General features: G+C 70.9%; 16 protein-coding genes. 13 read left to right on the top strand and 3 right to left on the bottom strand.

Annotated elements, in window-relative coordinates; translation table 11 throughout:
• Positions 1-63: 63 nt before the first annotated feature.
• Positions 64-4,026: a type VII secretion protein EccCa gene (gene eccCa / locus JK363_RS38190; RefSeq protein ID WP_201882678.1), complete on the bottom strand. Its 3,963-nt coding sequence runs from the start codon at positions 4,024-4,026 to the stop codon at positions 64-66.
• A 174-nt stretch (positions 4,027-4,200) separates the two neighbouring features.
• Here eccCa and eccD point away from each other — a divergent pair, with 174 nt between their 5' ends.
• The 10 genes from eccD (at position 4,201) to JK363_RS38140 (ending at position 20,222) form a co-directional block, all read left to right on the top strand.
• Positions 4,201-5,667, top strand: coding sequence for a type VII secretion integral membrane protein EccD (eccD, locus tag JK363_RS38185; RefSeq protein WP_201882670.1), 1,467 nt, complete (start codon positions 4,201-4,203; stop codon positions 5,665-5,667).
• A gap of 39 nt (positions 5,668-5,706) precedes the next feature.
• Entirely contained in the window at positions 5,707-8,040 is a 2,334-nt protein-coding gene (locus JK363_RS38180; protein ID WP_201882661.1) for an outer membrane protein assembly factor BamB family protein, read from the top strand.
• 10 nt (positions 8,041-8,050) lie between these two features.
• Positions 8,051-10,171: an outer membrane protein assembly factor BamB family protein gene (locus tag JK363_RS38175; RefSeq protein WP_201882659.1), complete on the top strand. Its 2,121-nt coding sequence runs from the start codon at positions 8,051-8,053 to the stop codon at positions 10,169-10,171.
• Positions 10,172-10,176: 5 nt separating this feature from the next.
• Entirely contained in the window at positions 10,177-12,354 is a 2,178-nt protein-coding gene (locus tag JK363_RS38170) for a serine/threonine-protein kinase (protein ID WP_201882658.1), read from the top strand.
• Between the two features lie 39 nt (positions 12,355-12,393).
• The gene (locus JK363_RS38165; RefSeq protein WP_201882657.1) at positions 12,394-14,448 is read left to right on the top strand and encodes a protein kinase domain-containing protein; all 2,055 of its coding nucleotides are present in this window, start codon (positions 12,394-12,396) and stop codon (positions 14,446-14,448) included.
• 246 nt (positions 14,449-14,694) lie between these two features.
• Positions 14,695-14,982: a 30S ribosomal protein S15 gene (gene rpsO, locus JK363_RS38160; RefSeq protein WP_030414166.1), complete on the top strand. Its 288-nt coding sequence runs from the start codon at positions 14,695-14,697 to the stop codon at positions 14,980-14,982.
• 374 nt (positions 14,983-15,356) lie between these two features.
• A complete protein-coding gene (locus tag JK363_RS38155) occupies positions 15,357-17,600 on the top strand; it encodes a polyribonucleotide nucleotidyltransferase (RefSeq protein ID WP_201882656.1) in 2,244 nt (747 codons plus the stop codon).
• Positions 17,597-18,976, top strand: coding sequence for a M16 family metallopeptidase (locus tag JK363_RS38150; RefSeq protein ID WP_201882655.1), 1,380 nt, complete (start codon positions 17,597-17,599; stop codon positions 18,974-18,976). The genes JK363_RS38155 and JK363_RS38150 overlap by 4 nt, the downstream gene beginning before the upstream one ends.
• A 28-nt stretch (positions 18,977-19,004) precedes the next feature.
• A complete protein-coding gene (dapB, locus tag JK363_RS38145; RefSeq protein ID WP_201882654.1) occupies positions 19,005-19,757 on the top strand; it encodes a 4-hydroxy-tetrahydrodipicolinate reductase in 753 nt (250 codons plus the stop codon).
• 9 nt (positions 19,758-19,766) lie between these two features.
• Complete coding sequence (locus tag JK363_RS38140) at positions 19,767-20,222, top strand: tetratricopeptide repeat protein (protein ID WP_201882653.1); 456 nt, start codon at positions 19,767-19,769, stop codon at positions 20,220-20,222.
• 16 nt (positions 20,223-20,238) lie between these two features.
• Here JK363_RS38140 and JK363_RS38135 read toward each other — a convergent pair whose 3' ends face one another.
• Positions 20,239-20,793 carry an SCO5741 family PH domain-containing membrane protein gene (locus JK363_RS38135; RefSeq protein ID WP_201882652.1) on the bottom strand — a complete coding sequence of 185 codons (555 nt, stop codon included), beginning with the start codon at positions 20,791-20,793 and terminating at the stop codon, positions 20,239-20,241.
• Positions 20,794-20,856: 63 nt separating this feature from the next.
• A complete protein-coding gene (locus JK363_RS38130) occupies positions 20,857-21,099 on the bottom strand; it encodes a hypothetical protein (protein ID WP_201882651.1) in 243 nt (80 codons plus the stop codon).
• A gap of 198 nt (positions 21,100-21,297) precedes the next feature.
• Between JK363_RS38130 and thyX the strand changes: the two genes are divergently transcribed.
• From thyX to JK363_RS38115, 3 genes are all read left to right on the top strand, one after another.
• Positions 21,298-22,038, top strand: coding sequence for an FAD-dependent thymidylate synthase (gene thyX / locus JK363_RS38125; RefSeq protein WP_201882649.1), 741 nt, complete (start codon positions 21,298-21,300; stop codon positions 22,036-22,038).
• Positions 22,039-22,222: 184 nt separating this feature from the next.
• Positions 22,223-23,122, top strand: a complete 900-nt coding sequence (gene dapA, locus JK363_RS38120; protein WP_201882647.1) for a 4-hydroxy-tetrahydrodipicolinate synthase — start codon at positions 22,223-22,225, stop codon at positions 23,120-23,122.
• A 124-nt stretch (positions 23,123-23,246) separates the two neighbouring features.
• Complete coding sequence (locus JK363_RS38115; protein ID WP_201882646.1) at positions 23,247-24,932, top strand: ribonuclease J; 1,686 nt, start codon at positions 23,247-23,249, stop codon at positions 24,930-24,932.
• Positions 24,933-25,197 lie beyond the last annotated feature (265 nt).

Below are 25,197 nucleotides of genomic sequence, written 5' to 3'. Positions count from 1 at the left end.
GGGCTTCCCCTACCTCCCTTTGCCAGGGAGGTAGGGGAGGAACAGCCCTCGTGACGAGGCGGCCTACTGGTCGGGCAGCCAGCCGAACTGGGTCAGCGGAATCCCGCGCTTACGGGAGACAAAGAATCCGCGGCCCGGAGGCATGGGCCGGGGCCGGACTCCACCCAGAATGTCGCCTTCACCCGGATCGCCGGACAACACCACACCTTGGGCGCCGAGTTCCTTCACCCGCTGCATGAACGACTCGAACATCGAGCGCGAGGAACCGGCGGAGTTACGGGCGATGATGAACCGCATACCCACATCCCGCGCGAACGGGAGATTCTCCGTGAGCACGGCCAGCGGATTGCCGCTGCTGGTGGAGACCAGCTCGTAGTCGTCGATGATCACGAAGAACTGGGGACCGCTCCACCAGCTGCGGTCGCGCAGCTGCTGCGGGGTGATGTCCGGCTTCGGGGCCCGCCGTTCCATCAGCCCGTTCAGCGCGTTGGCGTGGAGCTCCAGAGCCGAGGCGATCGGCGCGTACTCCAGCAGATGCGAGTCCGGGATGGCCCCGAGCAGCGAACGGCGGTAGTCGCCGACCACGATCTTGGCCTCGTCCGAGCTGTACCGCTCGGTGATCTGCTTCGCGATCAGGCGCAGCAGCGCGGTCTTGCCCGATTCGCTCTCACCGAAGACCAGGAAGAAGGGGTCGGTCTCGAAGTCGACGAAGACCGGCTCGAGGTTGGTCTCGTCGATACCGATGGCGATGCCGTGCTGCGGCTGCTCGAATCCCTTGGGGAGTTCGTCCGCGCGCAGCCTGCGCGGCAGCAGCCGGACCCGGGGGGCCTGCGGACCGGTCCAGGCGGCGCCCGCGGCCCGCACCAGCTCGGCCGTCGCGTCCGTCATCGTCTCCGGGTCGTCGCCCCCGTCGATCCGCGGCTGGGCGCCCATGAAGTGGAGCCTCTCCGGGAGCTGACCGCGGCCGGGGACGCCCACCGGCACGTTCGCGGCGACCTTACGGTCGAACTCGGAGTCCATCGTGTCACCGAGCCGCATTTCCAGCCGGTTGAGCAGCTGATCCTTCAGGGACGCGCGCACCTCCATGTTGCGGGAGGCGGTGATGATGACGTGGACGCCGTAGCCCAGACCGCGTCCGGCGATATCGGTGACCACACCGTCCAGGATGTCGTACTCGGAGCGGAAGTTGGCCCAGCCGTCGACGATCAGGAAGACATCGCCCCAGCCCTGGTCGGCGTGGAGCCCGTTGGCCCGCTGACGGCGGTAGGTGGCGATGGAGTCGATGTTCTGGGCGCGGAAGTACTCCTCGCGGCGGGCCAGCATCCCAGCCACCTCCGCGACCGTCCGCCGCACCTTCTCCGGGTCCAGACGCGAGGCCACCCCGCCCACGTGCGGCAGATCGGCGACGGCGCTCATACCGCCACCACCGAAGTCGAGCCCGTAGAACTGCACTTCGGCCGGGGTGTGGGTGAGCGCGAAGGACGCGACCAGGGCGCGCATCAGGGTCGACTTGCCGGACTGCGGACCGCCGACGACGAGCATATGGCCCGCGGCGCCGGAGAAGTCGCGGTAGAGGATGTCACGCCGCTGCTCGAAGGGCTTGTCGATGAGGCCGAGCGGTACGACCAGACCGCCGGGCCGGGCGTAGTCCGCCGACTGGAGCCCGCGCTCGGCCGAGGGCGCCAGCGACGGCAGCAGCTCGTCCAGCGAGGGGGCCTTGTCCAGCGGCGGCAGCCACACCTGGTGCGCGGGCTGCCCCTGGCCCTCCAGCCGGCCCACGATGACATCGAGGACCGTCTCGGCCAGCGCGTCGTCCTCGTCCGTCCGGGCCGAGGCCGAGGCCAGCAGGGCCGCCGGGTCCGGGGTGGCGTAGCTGACCGGCACCGGCGCGGCGGTGAAGAGCACCGGCTTGCGTTCGATGGGCAGCTCCGTGGTTCCCTCGGTGGTCGGGGCGCCGGTGCGGTACGTCCCGGAGACGTACGCCGCCTTGAAGCGCGTCATCTCGTCCGTGCCGAACTTCAGATACCCCGAACCCGGGACGGACGGCAGGTGGTACGCGTCCGGCACGCCCAGGACGGTGCGGGACTCCGCCGCGGAGAACGTCCGCAGACCGATCCGGTACGACAGATAGGTCTCCAGGCCGCGCAGCCGCCCCTCCTCCAGCCGCTGTGAGGCCAGCAGCAGATGCACAGCCAGCGAACGGCCGATCCGGCCGATCTGGATGAACATGTCGATGAAGTCCGGCTTCGCCGTCAGCAGCTCACTGAACTCGTCGATCACCAGGACCAGCGAGGCCAACGGCTCCAGCGGGGCACCGGCCGCCCGCGCCTTCTCGTAGTCGTGGACGTTGGCGTAGTTGCCCGCCGAGCGCAGCAGCTCCTGGCGGCGCTGGAGCTCACCGGTGATCGAGTCGCGCATACGGTCGACCAGCGTCAGGTCGTCGGCCAGGTTGGTGATGACCGCGGCCACATGCGGCAGTTCGGACATCCCGGCGAAGGTCGCGCCACCCTTGAAGTCCGCGAGCACGAAGTTCAGGGTCTCCGAGGAGTGGGTGACCGCCAGACCGAGCACCAGGGTTCGCATCAGCTCGGACTTGCCCGAACCCGTGGCGCCCACGCACAGACCGTGCGGGCCCATGCCCTCCTGGGCCGCTTCCTTCAGGTCCAGCATGACCGGGGAGCCGTCCTCGGAGATTCCGATCGGCACCCGCAGCCGCTCGGCCAGCGAACGTGGCCGCCAGGTCCGCGACACATCGACCGAACCGGCGTCGCCGAGGCCCAGCAGATCGGTGAAGTCGAGGTTGGCCAGCAGGGGTTCGTCATCGTCGCCGACACCCATGCGCAGCGGGGCGAGCTGCCGCGCCAGCGCCTCGGCGGCCTCCCTGGACAGTGTGTCCGGGACCCCTTCGTACTCCGCGACCTGCGAGAGCAGTTGCAGCTTGCCCGGCCGGACCACGACCGACAGACCGCCGCGCAGCTCCTCCAGCTCGCCCGGCACCACCTCGATGACGGTCACGCCCTGAAGTCCCTCGGCCGACGCCAGCGCCGAGTCCGGCGGCACCATGCCGCCGTCGAGGACGATCACCAGATGCGGCTGGTCCAAGGCGGGCTGGGCGTCCCGGCTGAACCGGGTACGGCCCTCGAGCCGCGGCTTGAGCAGCTCCTCCAGCTCGGCCAGCGAATCGCCGAACAGCCGCCGGGAGCCCGCCCCGTCGACCGTGCCCGTCAGCTGTACATGCGGCAGCCACTTGGTCCACTCCCACTGCTCCGCCGAGCCGCGCGCGGCGACCACCGCGATGACCAGGTCCTCCGGCGAGTGGAGCGTGGCCAGCTGGGCGACCAGCGCCCGCGCCGTCCCGTGCACATGCTCCGGCACCCCGGAGACGGTGAGGTGGTAGAAGGCGCGCAGTGACACCGCCATCGGCATACCGTCCAGCGAGGCCTGGGCCGCCAGGAACTGCTGCATCGCGCCCGCCGTCAGCGGCTCGAGGTCCTCGATGGTGGCCGTGTCGGGGGCGATCAGGGGGGTGGCGAGCTGCTGCGCCCCGAGCCCGATCCGCACCTGGCCGAAGTCCTCGTCGCTCAGCCGCCGTTCCCACACCCGGCTGCCCTCGGCCACCACCGACCACAGCTGGTCGGGGGAGGGGTGGAGGTAGTACTGCGCGCTGCGCTGCAACCGGGCCGTCTTCCGCACGGTCCGGCGGGTCTGCGCCAGGTATTTGAGGTAGTCGCGCCGGGTGTCGGCCATCTGGCCCTGTGAACCCCGCCGGTACCGCATGATCATCGCCACGGTCATGCCGAGCGTGGAGAACATCATCATCACGCCCATGATCTTCATCATGGGAGCGGCGCCCGGCATGAAGAAGTAGACCATCGACGAGCCCATGCCGAGGGTCGGCAACAGCTGCATCAGGATGCCCTCTTGTTGCCCGCGCGGCAGTTCCGGGGGCGGTTCGAGGCGGAGTTCCTCGGTCGGCACCTCGGGCGGCAGAGCCCGTGGCTGGCGCTTGACGACGACCTGGCTCACCGAATCCCTCATCCCTCCACGCGGCAGGGACAGTTCTCGTCCGGCACCCCCGTGGCGACGGCCTCCCTCCGCGAGACAGCGATCCTATCGACGTATCCGTGTGATGACCCGGGTAGGGTGGCCGCCGCGCGCATCATCGAGCGAGGCAGAAGACCGAACAAGGGGGCCCTGAGGGTGAGTACGTCCGCTACAACCGGTTTCTGCAGAGTCACTGTTGTCGCGCCCGACAGCCGCATCGACGTCGCGCTCCCCGAGGACGTCCCCGTCGCCGATGTCTGCCCCGAGATCCTCCGGCTGACCGGTCAGACCCAGCCCGCGGGCGCGCCCACCGGATACCACCTGGTGCGGCGCAATGGCACGGTGCTCGACGGTTCGCGCTCGCTCGTCGCCCAGCAGGTGCTGGACGGTGAGTTGCTGTCCCTGCGTCCGTTCGCCGAGTCGCTGCCGCCCGCCGTCTACGACGACGTCTCCGACGCCATCGCCTCCGCCGTCACCCGTGACCGCACCCTGTGGCGGGACGGCTTCCTGCGCGCCGCGGGCCTGGCCGGTGGCTCCTTCCTGCTGGTCCTCATGGGCTTCGTGCTCTGGTTCGCCGACCCGCTGCGGCACGACATGCATGGGCTGCCGGGCATCATCGCGGGTTCGGTGGGCCTGCTGCTGACCGCCCTCGCGGGCGTGCGGGCGCGCGTGTACGACGACCGCGCCTCCGCCGTCGCGCTCGGCCTCGGCGCCCTTCCGCATCTGATGATCGCGGGTTCCGGCCTGCTGGCCCTGGACAAGGGCGAGGGCGTCGGCCGTCTTCAGTTCCTGCTGGGCTGTGCCACCGTGCTCATCGCCTCCGTCGCCCTGGTCGCCGCCATGCCGCGGGGTGACGCCCCGTTCGTCGCGGCCGTGTTCGCCTCGAGCGTCGGCACACTGGCCACCTTCTGCGCGATCCTCACCGAGGCCGGCCCCGCCGACACCGCCGCGGTCTGCTCCGTCGTGGCGATCGGCGCCATCGCCTTCCTGCCCGGCCTTTCGGCGCGCGTCGCCCGTCTCCCCATCGGCTACGCCCCGCCCCATGCGGCGGCCGACGAGAGCCTGGACCCCGTCACCCCACACCCCGCCGAGCCGCTGGACGCCGAGCGGGTGGCCACCCAGGCGCGCCGGGGCCACGAGATGCTGCTCGGCCTGGTCGGCGGCTGCTCCGCCGTCGTCGTGGGTTCCTCCGCCGTCCTCGGCTTCTCCGACAGCATGTGGGGCCAGCTGCTGGCACTCGCCGGGGGGCTCGCGATGCTGCTGCGCGCGCGGCTCTTCCGCTACACCGCACAGGTCGCCTCGGTCCTGGGCGCGGGTCTGGTCTCCCTCGGTCTGCTGGTGCTCGGGCTGTCGCTGAACCCGCCCGCCGACGCGGTCCTCAAGCTGATCACCGAGAACGACCGCGGTCCGCTCGACGTCCGGACGATCTGGCTGGCCGCGGCCGTGACGGCGGGGGCGGCCCTGCTCGTCGCCATCGCCCTGATCGTTCCGCGGGTCGGTGTCTCCCCCTTCTGGGGACGTCTGTCGGACCTGGCCGAGAGCGCCTTCCTGCTCTCCCTGGTGCCGCTGTGCCTCGCGGTGCTGGACGTCTACTCCTCTGCGCGGAGCCTGACCAGTGGCTGACGTAGGACTCAGCATTCCCGGGCGAGGCGGGGCGCGCGTGTGGAACCGCTGACCACGGACGATCCGCGGCGGCTCGGCTCCTACCACCTCATTGCGAGGCTGACCCAAGGGACGGGCGAGGTCACCGTGACGGCCCGGCAGTTCGTCGCGCGCAGCGCGGGCGGCGCCAGGACGGTCGTGCTCACCACACCGCTGTCGGAGGCTGCGGACGACCCGGCCCATCGCGGCCGCTTCCTGGCGGAGGCGGAACGGGCCCGTCTGCTGGCCGGCAGCCATCCGCCCGGCTGGCTCGCTCCGGTCGTGGAACTCGCGGGCGACCCCACCGAGCCACCGTGGAGTGCTTCCCCGTACCTGCCCATGCTGCCGCTGCCCGCCGCACTGGAGGCACACGGTGGTCCGTTGCCGGCTGCCACCGTGCGCGCACTTGGTGCCGCCCTGACCGAGACGCTGGCAGGGATTCATGCCACGGGCACACCCCACGCGGGGATCGCGCCGGACACCGTGTTCGTGGCGGGGGACGGTCCGCGCCTTGCCGGATTCGGCGCCGTGCGAGCGGCTGGGCCGGACGGTGAGATACGGGCGGACCTGCCGGGGGTGTCCCTCGCCGTACTGCCGCCGGAGCAGCTTTCGGGCGGGCGGCCGCGCCCCTTGGGCGATGTCTTCTCGCTGGGCGCGGTTCTGGCGTACGCGGTGACGGGGCGGCTGGGGCCCGACGTCGACACGCTGCCGGAGGAACTGAGGGACACTCTCGGCGCCTGTCTCGCTCCTGACCCGGCGGACCGGCCGACGGCTCAGGCGCTGCTGGACGAATTGGCCCGCGGTCTCCGGTCGCCGGTGAACACACCGTCTGTGTCCTCGGGGCCGGATGCGGCGGACGTCGGCGTACCCGGGAGCTCGCCCGGAGTCAGCGTGCTTCCCGCGGGCTGGAGCGCCACCGTACGGGACAGCGGCGGGGTGAGCCCGGCCGCGGCGCTGCTGGGGCGGGGCTGGCTGCCGGGGCGGGTGATCGCCGCGCTGTCGGAACAGTCCTCGGCGGTGCTGGACGCGGAGGTCGACAGCGCGCGGGAGCCCTCCCCGGAACCGGCCGACGGGCGCGCGACGCGTCGAGACGATGAGGAGCTGTCACAGTCCATCGGGCCGTCGCGGCGCGGACTTCTCGTCGGTGCCGTCTGCGGCACCGCGGGGGTCGCGGTGGGCGCAGGCGTCACCTGGACCGCGACGGCGCCCGACGACCCCCCTCCCCCGACCCCTGCCGAGCGCCTCGCCGCCGCCCACCGCTCGCACCGCCGTCTCGAAGGAGCGCCGCCCCAGCCGCGTTGGCGGCACGACGTCACGGGAGCGGCACCCGCCTACGCGCCCCTCATCTGGCGGGGCCGGGTCGTGGTCCTGACGGGGAAGACGGCGGTCCACGGGATCGATCTGCGCACTGGCAAGCAGCTGTGGACGCGTGACGGGCTCCGACCCGCCGGAGCGCCGTGGGCCGTTGACGCGGAGACGCTGTTCGTCCCGGGCGACGGACTGGTGGCGCTGGACGCGCTGACCGGCCGAGTGCGCTGGCGCAGCAAGGACTACCGGCGCGGCGCTCAGACCCTGCTCGGGCACGTACTGGCGGTGGACCGGTCCACCGTCTGGTTCACCGTGACGGTCGGGGCAGAAGACGGTGGCGACCGTCATGCCGCGATCGCCTTTGACGTCGACACGCGCCGAGAGGCATGGCGCCGCACCCTTCCCGCCGGATTCACCGACGGACATCTGCTGAAGGACGTGCTGGTCGCCATGGACGGTGGCGGCGAAGGCGGTGGACAGGCCATCGCCTTCGCCCGCGAGAGCGGGAAGCGGCTCTGGCAGCGGGTCTATCGAGGAATCGGGACGAAAGGGTTCGTCACCAGCGACGGAAACAGCACGCTGATCGCGGCCGTCGCCAGCACCCTGCGTGGTTTCGACCCCCTCCACGGCAGCCGGAGCGGGTGGTCCCTCCGTTCACTCGGGAAGGACGCCAAGGGCCACCTCACGGACTTCGGTCTGCCGTACGTTCACGGGAAGACGGCGTACGTCGCCGACGGCGGCTACGCACTGCACGCCGTCGAGGCCCGGACGGGAAAGGTCCGCTGGCAACGTGCCTACGGTTTCGCGCTGGAGACCGAGGCGGCGCCCACGACTCCTGACACGCTGGTCAGTCCATCGGGACGGAGGCTGCTCATGGCCAGTGACACCGAGGTGGACGCCTTCGACACCACCGATGGCTCGCTGCTGTGGCGCTTCACCGACATCGCCGGGGGAGGGCCGCGGCCGCGGCGGCGCACGGTGGCACTCACGGACGACACCGTGGTCGTGGTGGACGGGCGCGGCGTCTACGCGCTGCCCATGGACTAGGGAAGGACGCATGACACCCCCGAATCCGGACCTGCGGACGGAGCGGTCCGACCAGGACGGACCCTCGCGGCTCGGCCCGTACCGTGTCCTCGACACCCTGGACGTGCCGGGCCACGCCGAGGACGCCCCGCGCTGCCTCGCGCGCGACGACCGGACCGGCCGTGTGGTGATCCTGACGTTCCCACACGCGTCGCTCGCCGAGGACACCGGGTACGCGGTCCGCTTTCGGGCCGAGGCCGAGAACTCCCGTCGGCTGAGAGGACGTTGGGTGGCTCCTGTCCTCGACGTCGCCCCGGCCGGAGCAGACCTCCCCTGGATCGCCCACGACTGCGTCCCCGCGCTGCCGCTGCCCGCCGCACTCGCCGCGCACGGCGGCCCGCTCCCGGAGCCCACCGTTCGTGCCGTGGGGGCGGCACTCGCCGAGAGCCTCGCGGCCGCACACGCCAACGGGCTGGTCCACGCGGGGATATCGCCGGGATCCGTCCTCCTGACACCCGATGGTCCACGGCTGACGGGTTACGGGCTGGCCCGCGCGGCCTCACCGGACGCCGGACGCCGCGTCGGGGTGCCTCACGATGCCGTCCCGTCCACCCTGCCGCCCGAGCGACCTGCGGGCCAACCGCTGAGACCTCACGACGACCTCTACGCGCTCGGTGCCGTGCTGGTCTACGCGGCGACGGGCCGCGTCGACGCCGACCCCGACGACCTGCCGGCCGGGCTGCGTGCACCAATCGCCGCCTGTCTGTCCCCGGACCCCGCTGAGCGGCCGGAACCGGGCACCCTGGCCCGTGCGTTCACCACCGGGGGCACGGCGCTGCCGGATGTCCTTCGGGCGGCCTTGGCCGCACAGGCGGCGCGCCACCCGGTGACGGCGCCGCTCGCGCCGCCGGCCGCCCCGGAGCCGGCCGGAAGCCGGCCGCGGCCGTCCCGGCGCGCCGTCACGCTCGGCGCGCTGTCCGGCGCGGCCGGACTCGCCCTGGGCGCGGCCGGGGCGGGCGTTGGCAGAGCGCTCACAGGTGAACCACGTCGGAGCCGGCCGGTTCCCCAGGTCCGCGGAACCGCCCCCGCTCCGCTGTGGCGGCTGACGGTCGACCAGGCCCCGAATCACCCGCCGCTGATCTGGCGCGGGAGCGTCGCTCTCCTCATGGGCGAGGAGTCGCTGTCGGCGGTGCGCCTCCGGGACGGCAAGCACCTGTGGAGCCGCAACGACCTGTGGCCGAGCGGCAGCCTCACCCTGCTGAGCGGCGGACTCTTCCTGAAGCCCTCGGGCACCGAGTTCTCGGCGGTCTCCGTCCGCACAGGGAAGGTCGTCTGGACCGAGCGGCGATACGACGGCTCCGCCCACCCACTCTTCATCTCGGTATGGGCGGCTGACGGGCACACGCTCTGGTTTCTGGCCGGGAGCGTCGAGAACGGAAAGGATCCGGGGCAGAGGCTCGTCGCCTATGACGTCGCGCGGCGCCGGGAACTGTGGCGTGCTTCCGTCCCGTCGGTGGGTGGAACCGAGTTCTCGGACCAGGGCGTGGCCTGGCGGGGCGCCGTGCTCGTCCCGGGCACGCTGGGCACGCTGTCCGAGAAGCCGTGGTCCTACCTCGCGCTGGACGCACGGAGCGGCCGGAAGCTGTGGAAGCGCAGCTACCACGGCGTGAGCGCCGACGCCGAGGACATCAGGGGGACGGCACCCGGCGACCTCTTGATCTCCTACGACCGGAAAACCGTGCAGGCGCACGACCTCTCCAGCGGCGAGCGGCGCTGGCGGTTCACCGCTGGGGGTTACCTCTACACGTCCCCCGCGGTCCACGGCCGGACCCTCTTCGCCACCGACGAGCACAACGTCACCTATGCGATCGACACCCGCCGTGGTGAGCAACGCTGGCGGCACGACCCCGCCGTCACGCCCAACGCCACGAGCTACGCCGAGACCGTACTGAGCCATGCGGGGCGCACCGTGTTCCAGCAGAACGACGCGGAGGTCGCGGCGTTCGACGCGGCCGACGGCTCACCGCGCTGGCGCTTCGCGCCCGCGGGCACCGGTCAGCGGGCCGGTGGGTTCAGCGGATACCTGACCAGCGCACCAGGAATGGCCGTCGTGGTGAACGGCGCGACCCTCTACGCCCTGCCCGTGGACTGATATCGATGCCTCATCCCCTCACCCATGACGACCCCCCGCGTATCGGGCCCTTCGAGCTCGTCGCCCGCCTCGGCAGCGGCGGAATGGGCACCGTGTACCTGGCTCGCTCACCGGGCGGGCGCACGGTGGCGCTCAAGACGGTGCACCACCGGTTCGCCTCGCAGCCGGAGTTCCGTACCCGCTTCCGGCTGGAGACCGACGCCGCGCGCGTGATCGGTGGCCAGTACGGCGCGCAGGTCGTGGACGCCGATCCGCTGGCGGACACACCGTGGCTCGCCACCGCCTACGTCATCGGTCCGCCACTCGACGACGCGGTGGCCCTGTGCGGCACCCTGCCCGAGCCCGCGGTACGGGCGATCGGAGCCGCCCTGTGCGACGCGCTGGGACAACTCCACCGGTCGGATGTGGTGCACCGTGATCTCAAACCGTCCAACATCCTGCTGACCGCGACCGGTCCCAAGGTCATCGACTTCGGCATCGCACGGGCGGCGGGTGACGACCGGCTGACCCGGACGGGCGCGGCCGCCGGAACGCCCGCCTATATGTCTCCGGAGCAGGCGACGGGCGGCGAACACACCGCCGCCGGTGAGGTGTTCGCCCTGGCGGGGGTGCTCGTGTTCGCCGCGACCGGACGGCCGCCGTTCGGGACGGGGCAGCCCGCGGACCTGCTCTATCGGGTGCGCTATGCCGAGCCCGAGCTGTCCGCGGTTCCCGATGGGCTGCGCCCCGTGCTGGAGCGGTGCCTGGCCAAGGACCCCGCACAGCGGCCTGACATGGCGGAGCTGGGGTCCCAGCTGCGGGAGGGCACCGGCGACGTGGTGGATCACCTGCCGGATGCCGTGCTCGCGGATATCGCCCGGCGCGGCGCGGCCGTGTGGGAGGTGCGGCCTTCCCGCCTGCCCGCCCCGTCAACCGAGGACATGTCCACTGTGTCGGATGTGTCGAGGACGTCCCGCCCCGCCCGGCGGAGGCTGCTCGCCGCCGGAGGCGGTCTGCTCGTCGCAGGGGGCGCCGCCGCCTGGGGCCTGCTGCGCGACGGCGGCGGGGAGAAGGCCACCGGCTCCCCGCATCACGGCGGCGCGGGCTCGCACCACACGGGAGCGCCGCGCCTGGCGTGGAAGACAACCGGGGGCGCCATCATCGGGGATGCCCGGCTGCTGCGGGTGGGCGGCGGGCTTGCCATGGTCTCCGAGTCCGGGCTGCGCTGCTTCGACGCGCGGACCGGCAAGCAACGCGGCGTGAACGATGAGCTGGTGACCGACTCGACCGAGTCGACCGTGGTCTCCGACGGACACCGGCTGTTCGCCCTGGACCCTGGCGCCTCCACGCTCCGCATCGTCCCTGTCGACTTCGCCACGGGCACCGTGCGCTCCCCCCTCGCCACACTGCGCGGAATCGCCGCGGACGACGCCAGGTTCCTCGCGGCCACCGATTCCGCGCTGATCGTGGAGGGGAAGGCGCGCAGAGGCTGGGTGCGGGCGGCCGTCGACCCCGGTACGGGGCAGGAGATGTGGCGCCGTCGGATCGCCACGCCGGGGGACGACGAGATCGTGGCCACTCCGGTGGAGACGACGGGACTCATCCGGACACAAGGCGAGCAGGTGACCCTGATCGACGTTCGCAACGGTGCCCCCCGCTGGACGGCCAAGGTGCCCGAGAAGCTGACGGGCGGTCTGTCCGTGGGGGCCCGGCACACCTTCTCTGCGGGGCTCCTGTTCCTCGGCACCTGGGAGCTGATGGCATTGCGGCTCTCCGACGGCAAACGCGCGTGGTCCTTCGGCGCGGGGCGGGACCTCGGAACGAGGGACAACAAACCCGGCGTCCAGCGCTATGGACCTCCCGTCGTCCAGGGCGGTGTGGTCTACTCCGCGGAGCGTGAGCGCGGTCTCGTCGCGCTCGATGCTGCCAGCGGGCGCCTGAAGTGGGACCTGAAGAAGGGTGACGGCCCGGTGCTCGCCTTCGCCGCCATCCCCGCCGCGGACGACGCCTATGTCTACGTCTCGCCGGACAACGACAGTCAGTGGGCCGCCGCGGTCGACCGCCGCACTCACCGGGTGGTGTGGACGTTCCAGAGCCCCCTTGCCGATCGGGGCGGAGCTTTTCCGAGGATCATGACGCACCCCGCGGCCAAGCGGCTGATCATCGGCCGCGGTGACGCCGTATGCGCCCTCCCGCTGCCCTGACCGGTTCGTACCCGATCCCGACCTCCAGGAGCCTCACCCATGAACCCCCTCGGCACCGGTGATCCGCTGCGCCTCGGCCCCTACCGCCTCACCGGCGTGCTCGGGGCGGGCGGCATGGGACAGGTCTACCTGGGCCGGGACGTGCGGGGACAGCTCGCGGCGGTGAAGGTGCTGCGGTCAGAGATAGCCCACGAGCCGGAGATGGCCCGGCGCTTCCTGCGCGAGGCGCAGGCGGCCCAGGCGGTGCGGAGCGACGGCGTGGCGCGGGTGCTGGCCGCGCAGATGGTGGGCGGACGGCCGTGGATCGCCACGGAGTTCCTGGCCGGTCCCACCCTCGACCAGGCCGTCGAGCGGTACGGCCCACTGGACGAGCCGACCGCGCGGGCCGTAGGAGCCGCGCTGGTGCGCACGCTCATGGACATCCACGGCGCCGGACTCGTGCACCGCGACCTCAAGCCGTCCAACATCGTGCTGACGTCCCGCGGACCCCGGATCATCGACTTCGGCATCGCCCGGCCCGAGTACGGGCTGACACTGACCACCACCGGGGAGTCGCTCGCCACCCCGGGCTACGCCGCGCCCGAGCAGGTCCTCGGCCAACGGACGGGCCCCGCGGGCGATGTGTTCTCGCTCGGTGTGGTCCTTGCCTATGCGGCGGGAGGACGGCCGCTCTACGAGGGCGGTCACGTGGCAGCGGTGCAGTATCAGGTGGTACACGGCGAGCCGGAACTGGACGCGGTACCGCCGGCGATACGCACTCTGGTCGTGCCGTGCCTCGACAAGGAGCCCGGAAAGCGACCTGCCCTCGACGCCATCGCCCGGGAATTGGCACCGCCCCGGGCCGCGGACCGGGCGTGGCGCACCGGACCGTTGGCCGAGGACATCGCGCGACGTGAGGCGGACGCGAGGCGCATGGCCACCCTGCCGGGTGACGAGGCGCCAGGACCCTCACGGCGACGGTTGATCGGTGGGCTGGCGGCGGGCGGCGCGGTGCTCGCGGCCGGGGGCGGGGCGGGCGCGTGGTGGCTGTTGGACCATGACGACTCACAGGCGGAGACACGGCCATGGGCGGCGAAGCCGCTGGCGCACCATCAGGAGGGGAGCGCGCCGACGCCGCTCTGGGGCCCGGTGGACACGGGCCTCTCGGACCCCGACGACGAGATCACTCCGCTCCCCGTGCATGACCTCGTCGTCGTCGCGGCCACGGGCCGTCGGCTGCGCGCCTATGGCGTCCGCGACGGGGGCAAGCGCTGGACCTCCGCCGTCGCCGGGTTGACCGGACGGCCGCTTGTCCTTTTCGACGACACCGTGCTCATTGCCGACACCCATGGCGCCGTACGGGCACTGAGCGCTGAGGACGGCAAAGAGCGCTGGGCGGCGGCGCCCGCGGACGCGGCCACGCTGCTGGCGGTGGACGACAAGGCCGTCTTCCTCGCCACCCGCGGGGGACGACTGCGGGCCGTCTCACTCGCGACGCGCTCCACACTGTGGACGGTCCCGTCGCCGGTGAGGCTGCGCGGCGGGCGTCCCGCGGCGGGTGCCGCGGCCAAGGGGCGGCTGGTCGTCCACGGCTCCGACGGTCAGGCCGTCGCCCTCGACACCCGGAGCGGGAGAACGGCATGGGGCCCCAGGAGGCACGGAACCACCGCCGTGGCCCCAGCCGTCGATGGCGACACCGTTTACCTGGGCGGGAAGGCGCTGACCGCGCTCACGCTCGCGACCGGTGAGCGGAAGTGGACGCACACCGCTACCGGCGATCTCGGCTGGGGCGCTCCGGCCCTGCATGACGGCGTCGTGTACGCCGTGGACGACACCGATCTGCATGCTCGCCGTGCGGACACCGGGGCGGCGGAGTGGACGGTGACCGTCGGCCCCGAGGTGCATCCGCTCGATCCCCCGGTGGCCGAGGGCCGCAGCGTGTGGGCAGTCGTGGACTCCACCGGCCGCAGGGGAGTCGTCGCGGCCGATACCCGTGAGGGAAGGATCGCCTGGCCGTACAGTCAGGGCAGTGATGGCGCGTGGCGGCTGGCGGGAGCCGACAACCGGGTGTTCCTCCTTCAGGTCGGTCAGCTCACCGCGATGCCGGTCCTCTAGCCGTCCGGGAGACGGCCACCACCCGCCCGGGGTCCGGACAGCACAGGTGTCCGGACCGGCCCCGCGCCCGGCCCCGCCGGGACGCTGGTACGCTGTGTGACGGCCGTTTGCGTACGCGCCCCCGGAGCCTCCCCAGAGGATCTGGAGACAGCGCCCAGCGGACCCCGCCTCCCGAGTCACGGAAGCTCCCCTGAGACACCGACCAGGGGCACTCGGCGGCTGAAATGACAAACCAAGGAGTACCGCGTGTCGCTCGACGCCGCTACGAAGAAGCAGATCATGGCCGAGTTCGCCACCAAGGAGGGCGACACCGGTTCCCCCGAGGTCCAGGTCGCGCTGCTCTCGCGTCGCATCTCCGACCTGACCGAGCACCTCAAGACCCACAAGCACGACCACCACTCGCGCCGGGGTCTGCTGCTGCTGGTCGGCCAGCGCCGCCGGCTGCTCCAGTACCTGGCGAAGAAGGACATCACGCGCTTCCGTGCGCTGGTCGAGCGCCTCGGCATCCGCCGTGGTGCGGCGGGCGCCAAGTAAGACGCCGTGGAGGGAGCGGTTCCCGGGACTGGGGGCCGCTCCCTTTGCCGTACGTGCCGCCCGATGGCGGGACACCCCCGTGCGCAGCGTATTTTGTCCGCTACGCACCGTATATGCCAGTCAGATCAGCCATCGTGATGATGGCCGATGCTTTGTAGTCTGGTCCCAACAACGCCATATCGAACGAGGAGGAGCGCCTCATTCCCGCCGTACCGGCGCCACAGGAGCCGGTCCTCGGTAGTGGCTCCCGGAACTGGCAATTCCGGTGGCTTCGATCGAAGACCGGCCCGGCCGCCGGATCACAGGCCCGGGGCGCTGCTCCACCACCGTCCCCCGTCACACGGACGAGGGACGCAGAAGAGGAGAATTCCCTGGTGGAGAACGAGACCCACTACGCCGAGGCCGTCATCGACAACGGTTCCTTCGGCACCCGCACCATCCGTTTCGAGACGGGCCGCCTGGCCCGTCAGGCCGCCGGCTCCGCCGTGGCCTACCTGGACGACGACACCATGGTGCTGTCGGCCACCACCGCATCGAAGAACCCCAAGGACCAGCTCGACTTCTTCCCGCTGACGGTCGACGTCGAGGAGCGGATGTACGCCGCGGGGCGCATCCCCGGCTCGTTCTTCCGCCGTGAGGGCCGCCCGTCCGAGGACGCGATCCTCACCTGCCGCCTGATCGACCGCCCGCTGCGTCCGTCCTTCAAGAAGGGCCTGCGCAACGAGATCCAGGTCGTCGAGACGATCATGGCGCTCAACCCCGACCACCTCTACGACGTGGTCGCGATCAACGCCGCTTCCTGCTCCACCCAGCTCGCCGGCCTGCCCTTCTCGGGCCCGATCGGCGGCACCCGCGTCGCTCTGATCAAGGGCCAGTGGGTCGCCTTCCCGACCCACAGCGAGCTCGAGGACGCCGTCTTCGACATGGTCGTCGCCGGCCGCGTCCTGGAGGACGGCGACGTCGCGATCATGATGGTCGAGGCCGAGGCCACCCAGCAGACCAACCAGCTGGTCAAGGACGGCGCCGAGGCGCCGACCGAGGAGATCGTGGCCGCCGGCCTCGAGGCCGCCAAGCCCTTCATCAAGGTCTTGTGCAAGGCCCAGTCGGACCTCGCCGCCAAGGCCGCCAAGCCCACCGGTGAGTTCCCGATCTTCCTCGACTTCCAGGACGACGTCCTGGAGGCCCTCACCACCGCCGTCCGCGACGAGCTGGCTCAGGCGCTGACCATCGCGGGCAAGCAGGAGCGCGAGGCCGAGCTGGACCGCGTCAAGGGTCTGGCCGCCGAGAAGCTGCTGCCGCAGTTCGAGGGGCGCGAGAAGGAGATCTCCGCCGCGTACCGCTCGCTGACCAAGTCCCTGGTGCGCGAGCGCGTCATCAAGGAGAAGAAGCGCATCGACGGCCGTGGCGTCACGGACATCCGCACCCTCGCCGCCGAGGTCGAGGCGATCCCGCGGGTGCACGGCTCGGCGCTGTTCGAGCGCGGCGAGACCCAGATCCTGGGTGTCACCACGCTGAACATGCTCCGCATGGAGCAGCAGCTGGACACGCTCTCGCCCGAGACGCGCAAGCGCTACATGCACAACTACAACTTCCCGCCGTACTCCACCGGTGAGACCGGCCGCGTCGGCTCCCCCAAGCGCCGCGAGATCGGCCACGGCGCGCTGGCCGAGCGGGCGCTGCTGCCGGTGCTGCCGACGCGCGAGGAGTTCCCGTACGCCATCCGCCAGGTCTCCGAGGCGCTCGGCTCCAACGGCTCGACCTCCATGGGCTCGGTCTGCGCCTCCACCATGTCGCTGCTGAACGCCGGTGTGCCGCTGAAGGCCCCGGTCGCGGGCATCGCCATGGGTCTGATCTCCCAGGAGATCGACGGCGAGACCCACTACGTCACCCTCACCGACATCCTCGGTGCGGAGGACGCCTTCGGTGACATGGACTTCAAGGTCGCCGGTACCAAGCAGTTCGTGACCGCCCTCCAGCTGGACACCAAGCTGGACGGCATCCCGGCCTCCGTCCTGGCCGCGGCCCTCAAGCAGGCCCGCGACGCCCGGCTGCACATCCTCGACGTGATGATGGAGGCCATCGACACGCCGGACGAGATGTCCCCCAACGCCCCGCGGATCATCACCGTGAAGATCCCCGTGGACAAGATCGGTGAGGTCATCGGCCCCAAGGGCAAGATGATCAACCAGATCCAGGAGGACACCGGCGCCGAGATCACCATCGAGGACGACGGCACCATCTACATCGGTGCCGCCGACGGCCCGGCCGCCGAGGCCGCCCGCGCCACCATCAACGGCATCGCCAACCCGACGATGCCCGAGGTCGGCGAGCGCTACCTGGGCACGGTCGTGAAGACCACCACCTTCGGTGCCTTCGTCTCCTTGCTCCCGGGCAAGGACGGCCTGCTGCACATCTCGCAGATCCGCAAGCTGGCCGGTGGCAAGCGCGTGGAGAATGTCGAGGACGTGCTCGCGGTCGGCTCCAAGGTCCAGGTCGAGATCGCCGAGATCGACCAGCGGGGCAAGCTCTCGCTGCACCCGGTCATCGAGGGCGAAGACGACAAGGACGAGGCGAAGGACGCGGGGGCCGACAGCGGCTCCGCCGCGGGCGCCAAGTGACGTCCCGCGCAGACGTGACGACGGCCCGCCCCTCTTCGGAGGGGCGGGCCGTCGCCCGTACCCAAACGCTTCTCCACGGCGAGAACGGCATCGGGACGGTCCGCAGGACAACCCTCCCCGGGGGCCTGCGCATCGTCACCGAAACCCTTCCGTCCGTCCGCTCGGCCACCTTCGGCATCTGGGCACACGTCGGCTCGCGCGATGAGACCCCCACGCTCAACGGCGCCACCCACTATCTGGAGCATCTGCTCTTCAAGGGCACCCGGCGGCGCAGCGCCCTGGACATCTCCTCCGCGATCGACGCGGTCGGCGGCGAGATGAACGCCTTCACCGCCAAGGAGTACACCTGCTACTACGCGCGCGTGCTCGACACCGATCTGCCGCTGGCCATAGACGTGGTCTGCGACATGCTGACCGGCTCGGTGATCGACGCCGCGGACGTGGACGCCGAGCGCGGAGTGGTCCTCGAAGAGATCGCGATGACCGAGGACGACCCGGGCGACTGTGTGCACGACCTCTTCGCGCACACCATGCTCGGTGACACCCCCCTCGGCCGCCCGGTCCTGGGCACCGTCGACACCGTCAACGGCCTCGGCCGCGATCAGATCGCCCGCTTCTACAAGAAGCACTACGACCCCACCCATCTGGTCGTCGCCGCCGCGGGCAATGTGGACCACGCCACGGTCGTCCGCCAAGTGCGCGGGGCCTTCGAGAAGGCGGGCGCCCTGACCCGTAGCGACGCGGTCCCGGTCGCCCCGCGCGGCGGCTCCCGGACGATCCGCGCCGCGGGCCGGGTGGAGCTGCTGAACCGCAAGACCGAGCAGGCGCATATCGTCCTCGGCATGCCCGGCATCCCGCGCACCGACGACCGGCGCTGGGCGCTCGGCGTGCTCAACGCGGCGCTCGGCGGCGGTATGAGCTCCCGGCTCTTCCAGGAGGTCCGGGAGAAGCGCGGACTCGCCTACAGCGTCTACTCCTACACCTCCGGCTTCGCCGACTGCGGACTGTTCGGCGTCTACGCGGGCTGCCGCCCCAGCCAGGTGCACGATGTGCTGAAGATCTGCCGCGACGAGCTCGACCAGGTCGCGCAGCACGGCCTCACCGACGACGAGCTGCGGCGCGCCGTCGGCCAGCTCTCCGGCTCCACGGTGCTGGGCCTGGAGGACACCGGCGCGCTGATGAACCGCATCGGCAAGAGCGAGCTGTGCTGGGGCGAGCAGATGTCGGTGGACGACATGCTCGCGCGGATGGCCGCGGTCACCCCCGACGAGGTGCGCGAGGTGGCGCGCGATGTACTGGGACGGCGTCCTTCGCTGTCCGTCATCGGCCCGCTGAAGGACAAGCAGGCGGCCCGCCTCGACGACGCCGTCGCCTAGCCGCATCGGAACCGAAGGAAGAGAAACGATGAGCAAGCTGCGCGTGGCCGTCCTCGGTGCCAAGGGCCGGATCGGCTCCGAGGCCGTACGGGCTGTCGAGGCCGCCGAGGACATGGAGCTGGTCGCCGCCCTCGGCCGCGGTGACTCGCTGGAGACCCTGACCGACGCGGGCGCCGAGGTCGCGGTGGAGCTGACCGAGCCCGGCTCGGTCATGGACAACCTCGAGTTCTGCCTCCGGCACGGCATCCACGGCGTCGTCGGCACCACCGGCTGGACCGACGAGCGCCTCGCGCGGTTGCGCGGCTGGCTCGACGCCTCTCCCCGCACCGGGGTGCTCATCGCGCCGAACTTCTCCATCGGCGCGGTGCTCACCATGCGGTTCGCCCGCCAGGCCGCCCGGTTCTTCGAGTCGGTCGAGGTCATCGAGCTGCACCACCCCAACAAGGTGGACGCGCCTTCCGGCACCGCCGCCCGCACCGCCCAGCTGATCGCCGAGGCACGCCGGGAGGCGGGCTGCGCTCCCGCGCCGGACGCCACGGCCACCGGTCTGGACGGAGCGCGGGGCGCCGACGTGGACGGCGTACCGGTGCACTCGGTGCGGCTGCGCGGACTCCTCGCCCATCAGGAGGTCCTGCTCGGCGGTGAGGGCGAGACGCTCACCATCCGCCATGACTCCACCCATCACAGCAGCTTCATGCCGGGCATCCTGCTCGGCGCGCGGCGCGTGGTGACCACCCCCGGCCTGACCTTCGGCCTGGAACACTTCCTCGATCTGGACTGAGGGCCACCGGTGCGCGCAAAGATCACGTATTTCGTCCTCGCGGCCGTCCTGGTCGTGTACTTCGTCCTGGTCGGCAGCCGCGGAGTGCTGCTGATCCAGGAGGGCACTCCGGTCACCATCGCCTTCGGCCTCGCGGTGCTGGTGCTGCCGTTCATCGGCGGCTGGTTCCTGTGGCAGACCACGCAGTTCGCGCGGAACGCCAACCGGCTGGCGCGTGAGCTGGAGGCCGAGGGCGGTCTTCCGGTGGACGAACTGGAGCGCACCCCCGGCGGGCGGATCGTCCGGGACTCCGCGGACGCGGTCTTCGCCAAGCGGCGGGCCGAGACCGAGGAGTCCCCGGACGACTGGCGCTCCTGGTTCCGGCTTGCGGTGGCCTACCACGACGCCCGGGATGTCGCGCGGGCCCGCAAGGCGATGCAGCGTGCCATCGCGCTGCGCGACGGCAGGCCGGTACGAGCCCGCTGACACCGGGCCCGTGCGGTCAGCGGTGGTAGGCGGCCGCCCAGCTCTCGAGGGCGTCGGCGGCCATGTCGAACCCTTCCGGGCGCGCCAGGAAGTCGGCGCTGTGGCTGGAGATCAGGGTGCGGGTCGCACCGCCGTCCGCCGGTTCGGCGATCACGGCCTGGCCCTGCACGGTGCGCGGCAGGCCCAGCCAGCGGACCGGCTGCTGGGCCGTGCGCAGGGCCGCGATCCGCGGCCAGGCCACCGTGGTCGATGTGAAGACGCCGACCTGACGCAGACCGTGGGCGCTGACCTGCACACCGGAGTGCACCACCCGGACGGCGAACACGATCACCAGAGCGGCCACGGCGACACAGATTCCGGCGGCGGGCAGCGATCCCGCCATCGCGATGATCATCGCGGAGAAGAGTATGTACGAGGCCAGCAGGAGCAGCAGTGCTGCTCCGCCGACCCGCCAGGGGCCCGGACGGTACGGGCGGCGCCACCGGTTCAGGTCCTCGTATGCGGAATCGTCCGGTGCGCCGCCCGTTTCGTCGTCCAGGGCGCGGTCGGCAGTCAGGAAGGGCAGGGGCACGAGAGGTCCTCACTCACACACACGTCCGGATGGGCCTGTGCTGGGTGAGGCTATCTCAGCGGCTCAGCGGCCGTCCGACGCCTGCGACCGCTGGGTCTGGCTGGTGGGATGGGACTGGCTGTCCAGAGCGGGCATGCCGAACATCAGCGAGCCGATGAAACCGGCGACGATCGTCAGTCCGATCAGGGTGCGGCCGGCAATCTGGGACGGTGTGGCGCGGGGGCGGGCGGGTGGGGTGACATTGCTGCGGAAACGGTCGGCTTCGGCGACGAAGGCGAACGGCACGGGCTCTCGCCGGCGGGACATGTGCGGGCTCTCCTTGGAACCTCGAGCTTGGGTACTTCTGACCGATAGGACGCATGAACGAGGCCCGAGGTGCCCTGTTTCGACAACTTCAATCAAGATTTTTCCGCTCGGTCCGCCGGGTCCGCGCGGCACGGAACTGTCGGCGGCGGCCCGTAAGCTGGGCCCGCCCCGAGCGACGCAATACGGAAGGACCCGTCGGTGACCGAGAGCCCCACCGAGACCGATAAGCCCGAGTTCCGCAGCGATGTGACCGTTGAGCTGGTCAAGCACAGCGCCGCTGACTCCGACGTCCTGTGGGCCGCGCGGGTGTCCACCGCGGGGGAGCAATCCCTCGAGGAGCTCACCAAGGACCCCGAGCGGTCCAAGGGGCTGATCAACTTCCTGATGCGGGACCGCCACGGCAGCCCCTTCGAGCACAACTCGATGACGTTCTTCATCAGCGCCCCGATCTTCGTCTTCCGCGAGTTCATGCGGCACCGCGTGGGCTGGTCGTACAACGAGGAGTCCGGTCGCTACCGCCAGCTCCAGCCGGTGTTCTACATTCCGGGGGAGGCCCGCAAGCTGGTCCAGCAGGGCCGCCCGGGGAAGTACGAGTTCGTCGAGGGCACCCAGGCGCAGCACGAGCTGACCGGCCGGGTGATGGAGGACGCGTACCGCCACGCGTACGAGGCGTACCAGGAGATGCTGAACGCCGGGGTCGCTCGTGAGGTGGCCCGCTCGGTGCTCCCGGTCGGCCTGTTCTCCTCGATGTACGCCACCTGCAACGCCCGCTCGCTGATGCACTTCCTGGGGCTGCGCACCCAGCATGAGCAGGCCGCCGTGCCGACCTTCCCGCAGCGCGAGATCGAGATGGTCGGGGAGCTGATGGAGGAGCACTGGGCCCGGCTGATGCCGCTGACCCATGCGGCCTTCAACGCCAACGGCCGGGTTGCCCCCTAGCCGCTCCGCCCCGTCACCGGAGCGAAGTGTCCGTATTGCGGCGTTTCGAGAAGTTCATCTAGGCTGAACAAACGGGCCCGGCACTGCTTGAACCCCCGAGCAGGCAGTGCCGGGTCCCATCTCTTCGCTCCGTCCACCGCCCCGAGGGAGCACTGCGGGGCGCGCTACGAGTAGCGTGGGGCCCATGGCACCGACTTCCACATCGCAGACCCCTTTCGGGCGGGTGCTGACCGCCATGGTCACGCCATTCACTTCGGACGGCACGCTCGACCTCGACGGCGCCCAGCGACTCGCCGCCCACCTGGTGGACGCCGGCAATGACGGCCTGATCGTCAACGGCACCACCGGCGAGTCCCCCACCACCAGCGATGTGGAGAAAGCCCAGCTCGTACGAGCCGTGGTGGAGGCGGTCGGCGACCGCGCCCATGTCGTGGCCGGTGCCAGCACCAACGACACCGCGCACAGCCTTGAGCTCGCCCGCGCGGCCGAGCAGGCGGGCGCGCATGGCCTGCTGGCGGTCACGCCGTACTACAGCAAGCCTCCGCAGGAGGGCCTCCTCCGCCACTTCACCGCCATCGCCGACGCCACCGGGCTGCCGGTCATGCTCTATGACATCCCCGGCCGCAGCGGCGTCCCGATCGGCACCGAGACCATCGTCCGGCTCGCCGAGCACCCGCGCATCGTCGCCAACAAGGACGCCAAGGGCGACCTCGGCCGCGCCAGCTGGGCCATCGCCCGCTCGCGCCTGGCCTGGTACTCGGGCGACGACATGCTGAACCTCCCGCTGCTGTCGGTCGGCGCGGTCGGCTTCGTCTCCGTCGTCGGGCACCTCGTCAGCCCCGAGTTGCGCGCGATGCTCGAAGCCCATCTCGCGGGCGACGTCGCGAAGGCAACGGAGATCCATCAGCAGCTGCTCCCGGTCTTCACCGGGATGTTCCGCACCCAGGGCGTCATCACGACAAAGGCCGCGCTGGCCCTCCAGGGCCTGCCCGCGGGGCCGCTGCGGCTGCCGCTCGTCGACCTCACCCCCGAGGAAACGGAACAGCTCAGGCGCGATCTTGCCGCCGGCGGGGTACAGCTCTAATCAAAGACGCGACAGTCACACCTTCATACTTCACAACTGCATACAGACACATCAGCAAGTGCACGAATGTCATGCGCGCCATGTGCCCCTGGGGGCATGTGGCGTGTGTGGTGAGGAGAGTCTTTTGAGTCATCCGCATCCTGAGCTCGGCCCCCCGCCGAAGCTCCCCGAGGGCGGTCTGCGGGTCACCCCGCTCGGCGGCCTCGGCGAGATCGGCCGCAATATGACGGTCTTCGAGTACGGCGGCCGGCTGCTGATCGTCGACTGCGGAGTGCTCTTCCCCGAGGAGGAGCAGCCCGGAGTCGACCTGATCCTGCCGGACTTCACCTCCATCCGGGACCGTCTCGACGACATCGACGGCATCGTGCTCACCCACGGCCACGAGGACCACATCGGCGGTGTCCCCTTCCTGCTCCGCGAGAAGCCGGACATCCCGCTGATCGGCTCCAAGCTGACCCTCGCGCTGATCGAGGCCAAGCTCCAGGAGCACCGGATCCGTCCGTACACCCTCGAGGTCGAGGAAGGGCACCGCGAGCGCGTCGGGCCCTTCGAGTGCCAGTTCATCGCGGTCAACCACTCCATCCCGGACGCCCTCGCGGTTGCCATCCGCACGCCGGCCGGCATGGCCGTGCACACCGGCGACTTCAAGATGGACCAGCTCCCGCTGGACGGCCGGCTGACCGATCTGCCCGCCTTCGCCAAGCTGGGCGAGGAGGGCATCGACCTGCTGCTGGTGGACTCCACCAACGCCGAGGTCCCCGGCTTCGTCCCGCCCGAGCGCGATATCTCGAATGTGCTGCGCCAGGTGTTCGCCAACGCCCAGAAGCGCATCATCGTCGCCAGCTTCGCCAGCCATGTGCACCGCATCCAGCAGATCCTCGACGCGGCCCACGAGTACGGACGCCGGGTCGCCTTCGTCGGCCGTTCGATGGTCCGCAACATGGGCATCGCGCGCGACCTCGGCTATCTGCGGGTCCCGGCCGGCCTTGTCGTCGACGTGAAGGCGCTCGACGACCTCCCGGACGACGAGGTGGTGCTCGTCTGCACCGGCTCCCAGGGCGAGCCGATGGCCGCGCTGTCCCGGATGGCCAACCGCGATCACCAGATCCGGATTGTCCCGGGCGACACGGTGATCCTCGCGTCGTCGCTGATCCCGGGCAATGAGAACGCGGTCTACCGGGTCATCAACGGTCTGACCCGCTGGGGTGCCAACGTTGTCCACAAGGGCAACGCCAAGGTCCATGTCTCCGGCCATGCCTCGGCCGGGGAACTGCTGTACTTCTACAACATCTGCAAGCCCCGGAACCTGATGCCGGTGCACGGTGAGTGGCGCCATCTGCGGGCCAACGCCGAACTGGGCGCCCTGACCGGCGTTCCGAAGAACCGTTGTGTCATCGCCGAGGACGGTGTGGTGGTCGACCTCGTCGACGGCACCGCCAAGATCGTCGGCAAGGTCCAGGCCGGATACGTCTATGTGGACGGCCTCACGGTCGGCGATGTCACCGAAACCTCGCTGAAGGACCGCCGCATCCTCGGCGAGGAGGGCATCATCTCGGTGTTCGTCGTCGTCGACAGCACGACCGGCAAGATCGTGGGCGGGCCGCACATCCAGGCCCGTGGCTCCGGTATCGACGACGCCGCGTTCTCGGCCGTCATCCCGAAGATCGAAGACTCCCTGGCCAAGAGCGCCTCCGACGGCGTCGTCGACCCCCACCAGCTCCAGCAGCTCGTACGCCGCGCGGTGGGCAAGTGGGTGTCCGACAGCTACCGCCGCCGCCCCATGATTCTCCCCATCGTGGTCGAGGTCTGACACACCCTCAGCACCTGTGCGGCGCTGAACAGCGAGCGGGGCTCCTCGATTTGCATCGAGGAGCCCCGCTCCAGTACGTTTACGGCTCCGCCAACGGGGGAACCCGGAGCGCCCATGGCCCTCCGGAGGAGCCCGAGGCGGAGGTGGAAAATCGGCTCAGAGAATTCTGATAAAGTCGAGAACACCGAAAGGGAAGGCCCTCCAACGGCCACCGGAATCGGAATTCGGTTCAGAAACGGACCGGAAAACGGATCTGGTAAGGTTG

This window comes from Streptomyces coffeae (genome assembly GCF_016741875.1).
In the GTDB taxonomy this organism is placed as follows: Bacteria; Actinomycetota; Actinomycetes; order Streptomycetales; family Streptomycetaceae; genus Streptomyces; species Streptomyces coffeae.
Note: the sequence above shows the minus strand (reverse complement) of the source record. Positions and strands in the feature narration are given on the sequence as shown.

Excerpts from the sequence above, each read along its gene's own strand:
- JK363_RS38130 (WP_201882651.1), bottom strand. The coding sequence starts at position 21,099 with ATGTCCCGCCGGCGAGAGCCCGTGCCGTTCGCCTTCGTCGCCGAAGCC.
- dapA (WP_201882647.1), top strand. The coding sequence starts at position 22,223 with ATGGCACCGACTTCCACATCGCAGACCCCTTTCGGGCGGGTGCTGACC.
- JK363_RS38165 (WP_201882657.1), top strand. The coding sequence starts at position 12,394 with ATGAACCCCCTCGGCACCGGTGATCCGCTGCGCCTCGGCCCCTACCGC.
- JK363_RS38170 (WP_201882658.1), top strand. The coding sequence starts at position 10,177 with ATGCCTCATCCCCTCACCCATGACGACCCCCCGCGTATCGGGCCCTTC.
- dapB (WP_201882654.1), top strand. The coding sequence starts at position 19,005 with ATGAGCAAGCTGCGCGTGGCCGTCCTCGGTGCCAAGGGCCGGATCGGC.
- JK363_RS38175 (WP_201882659.1), top strand. The coding sequence starts at position 8,051 with ATGACACCCCCGAATCCGGACCTGCGGACGGAGCGGTCCGACCAGGAC.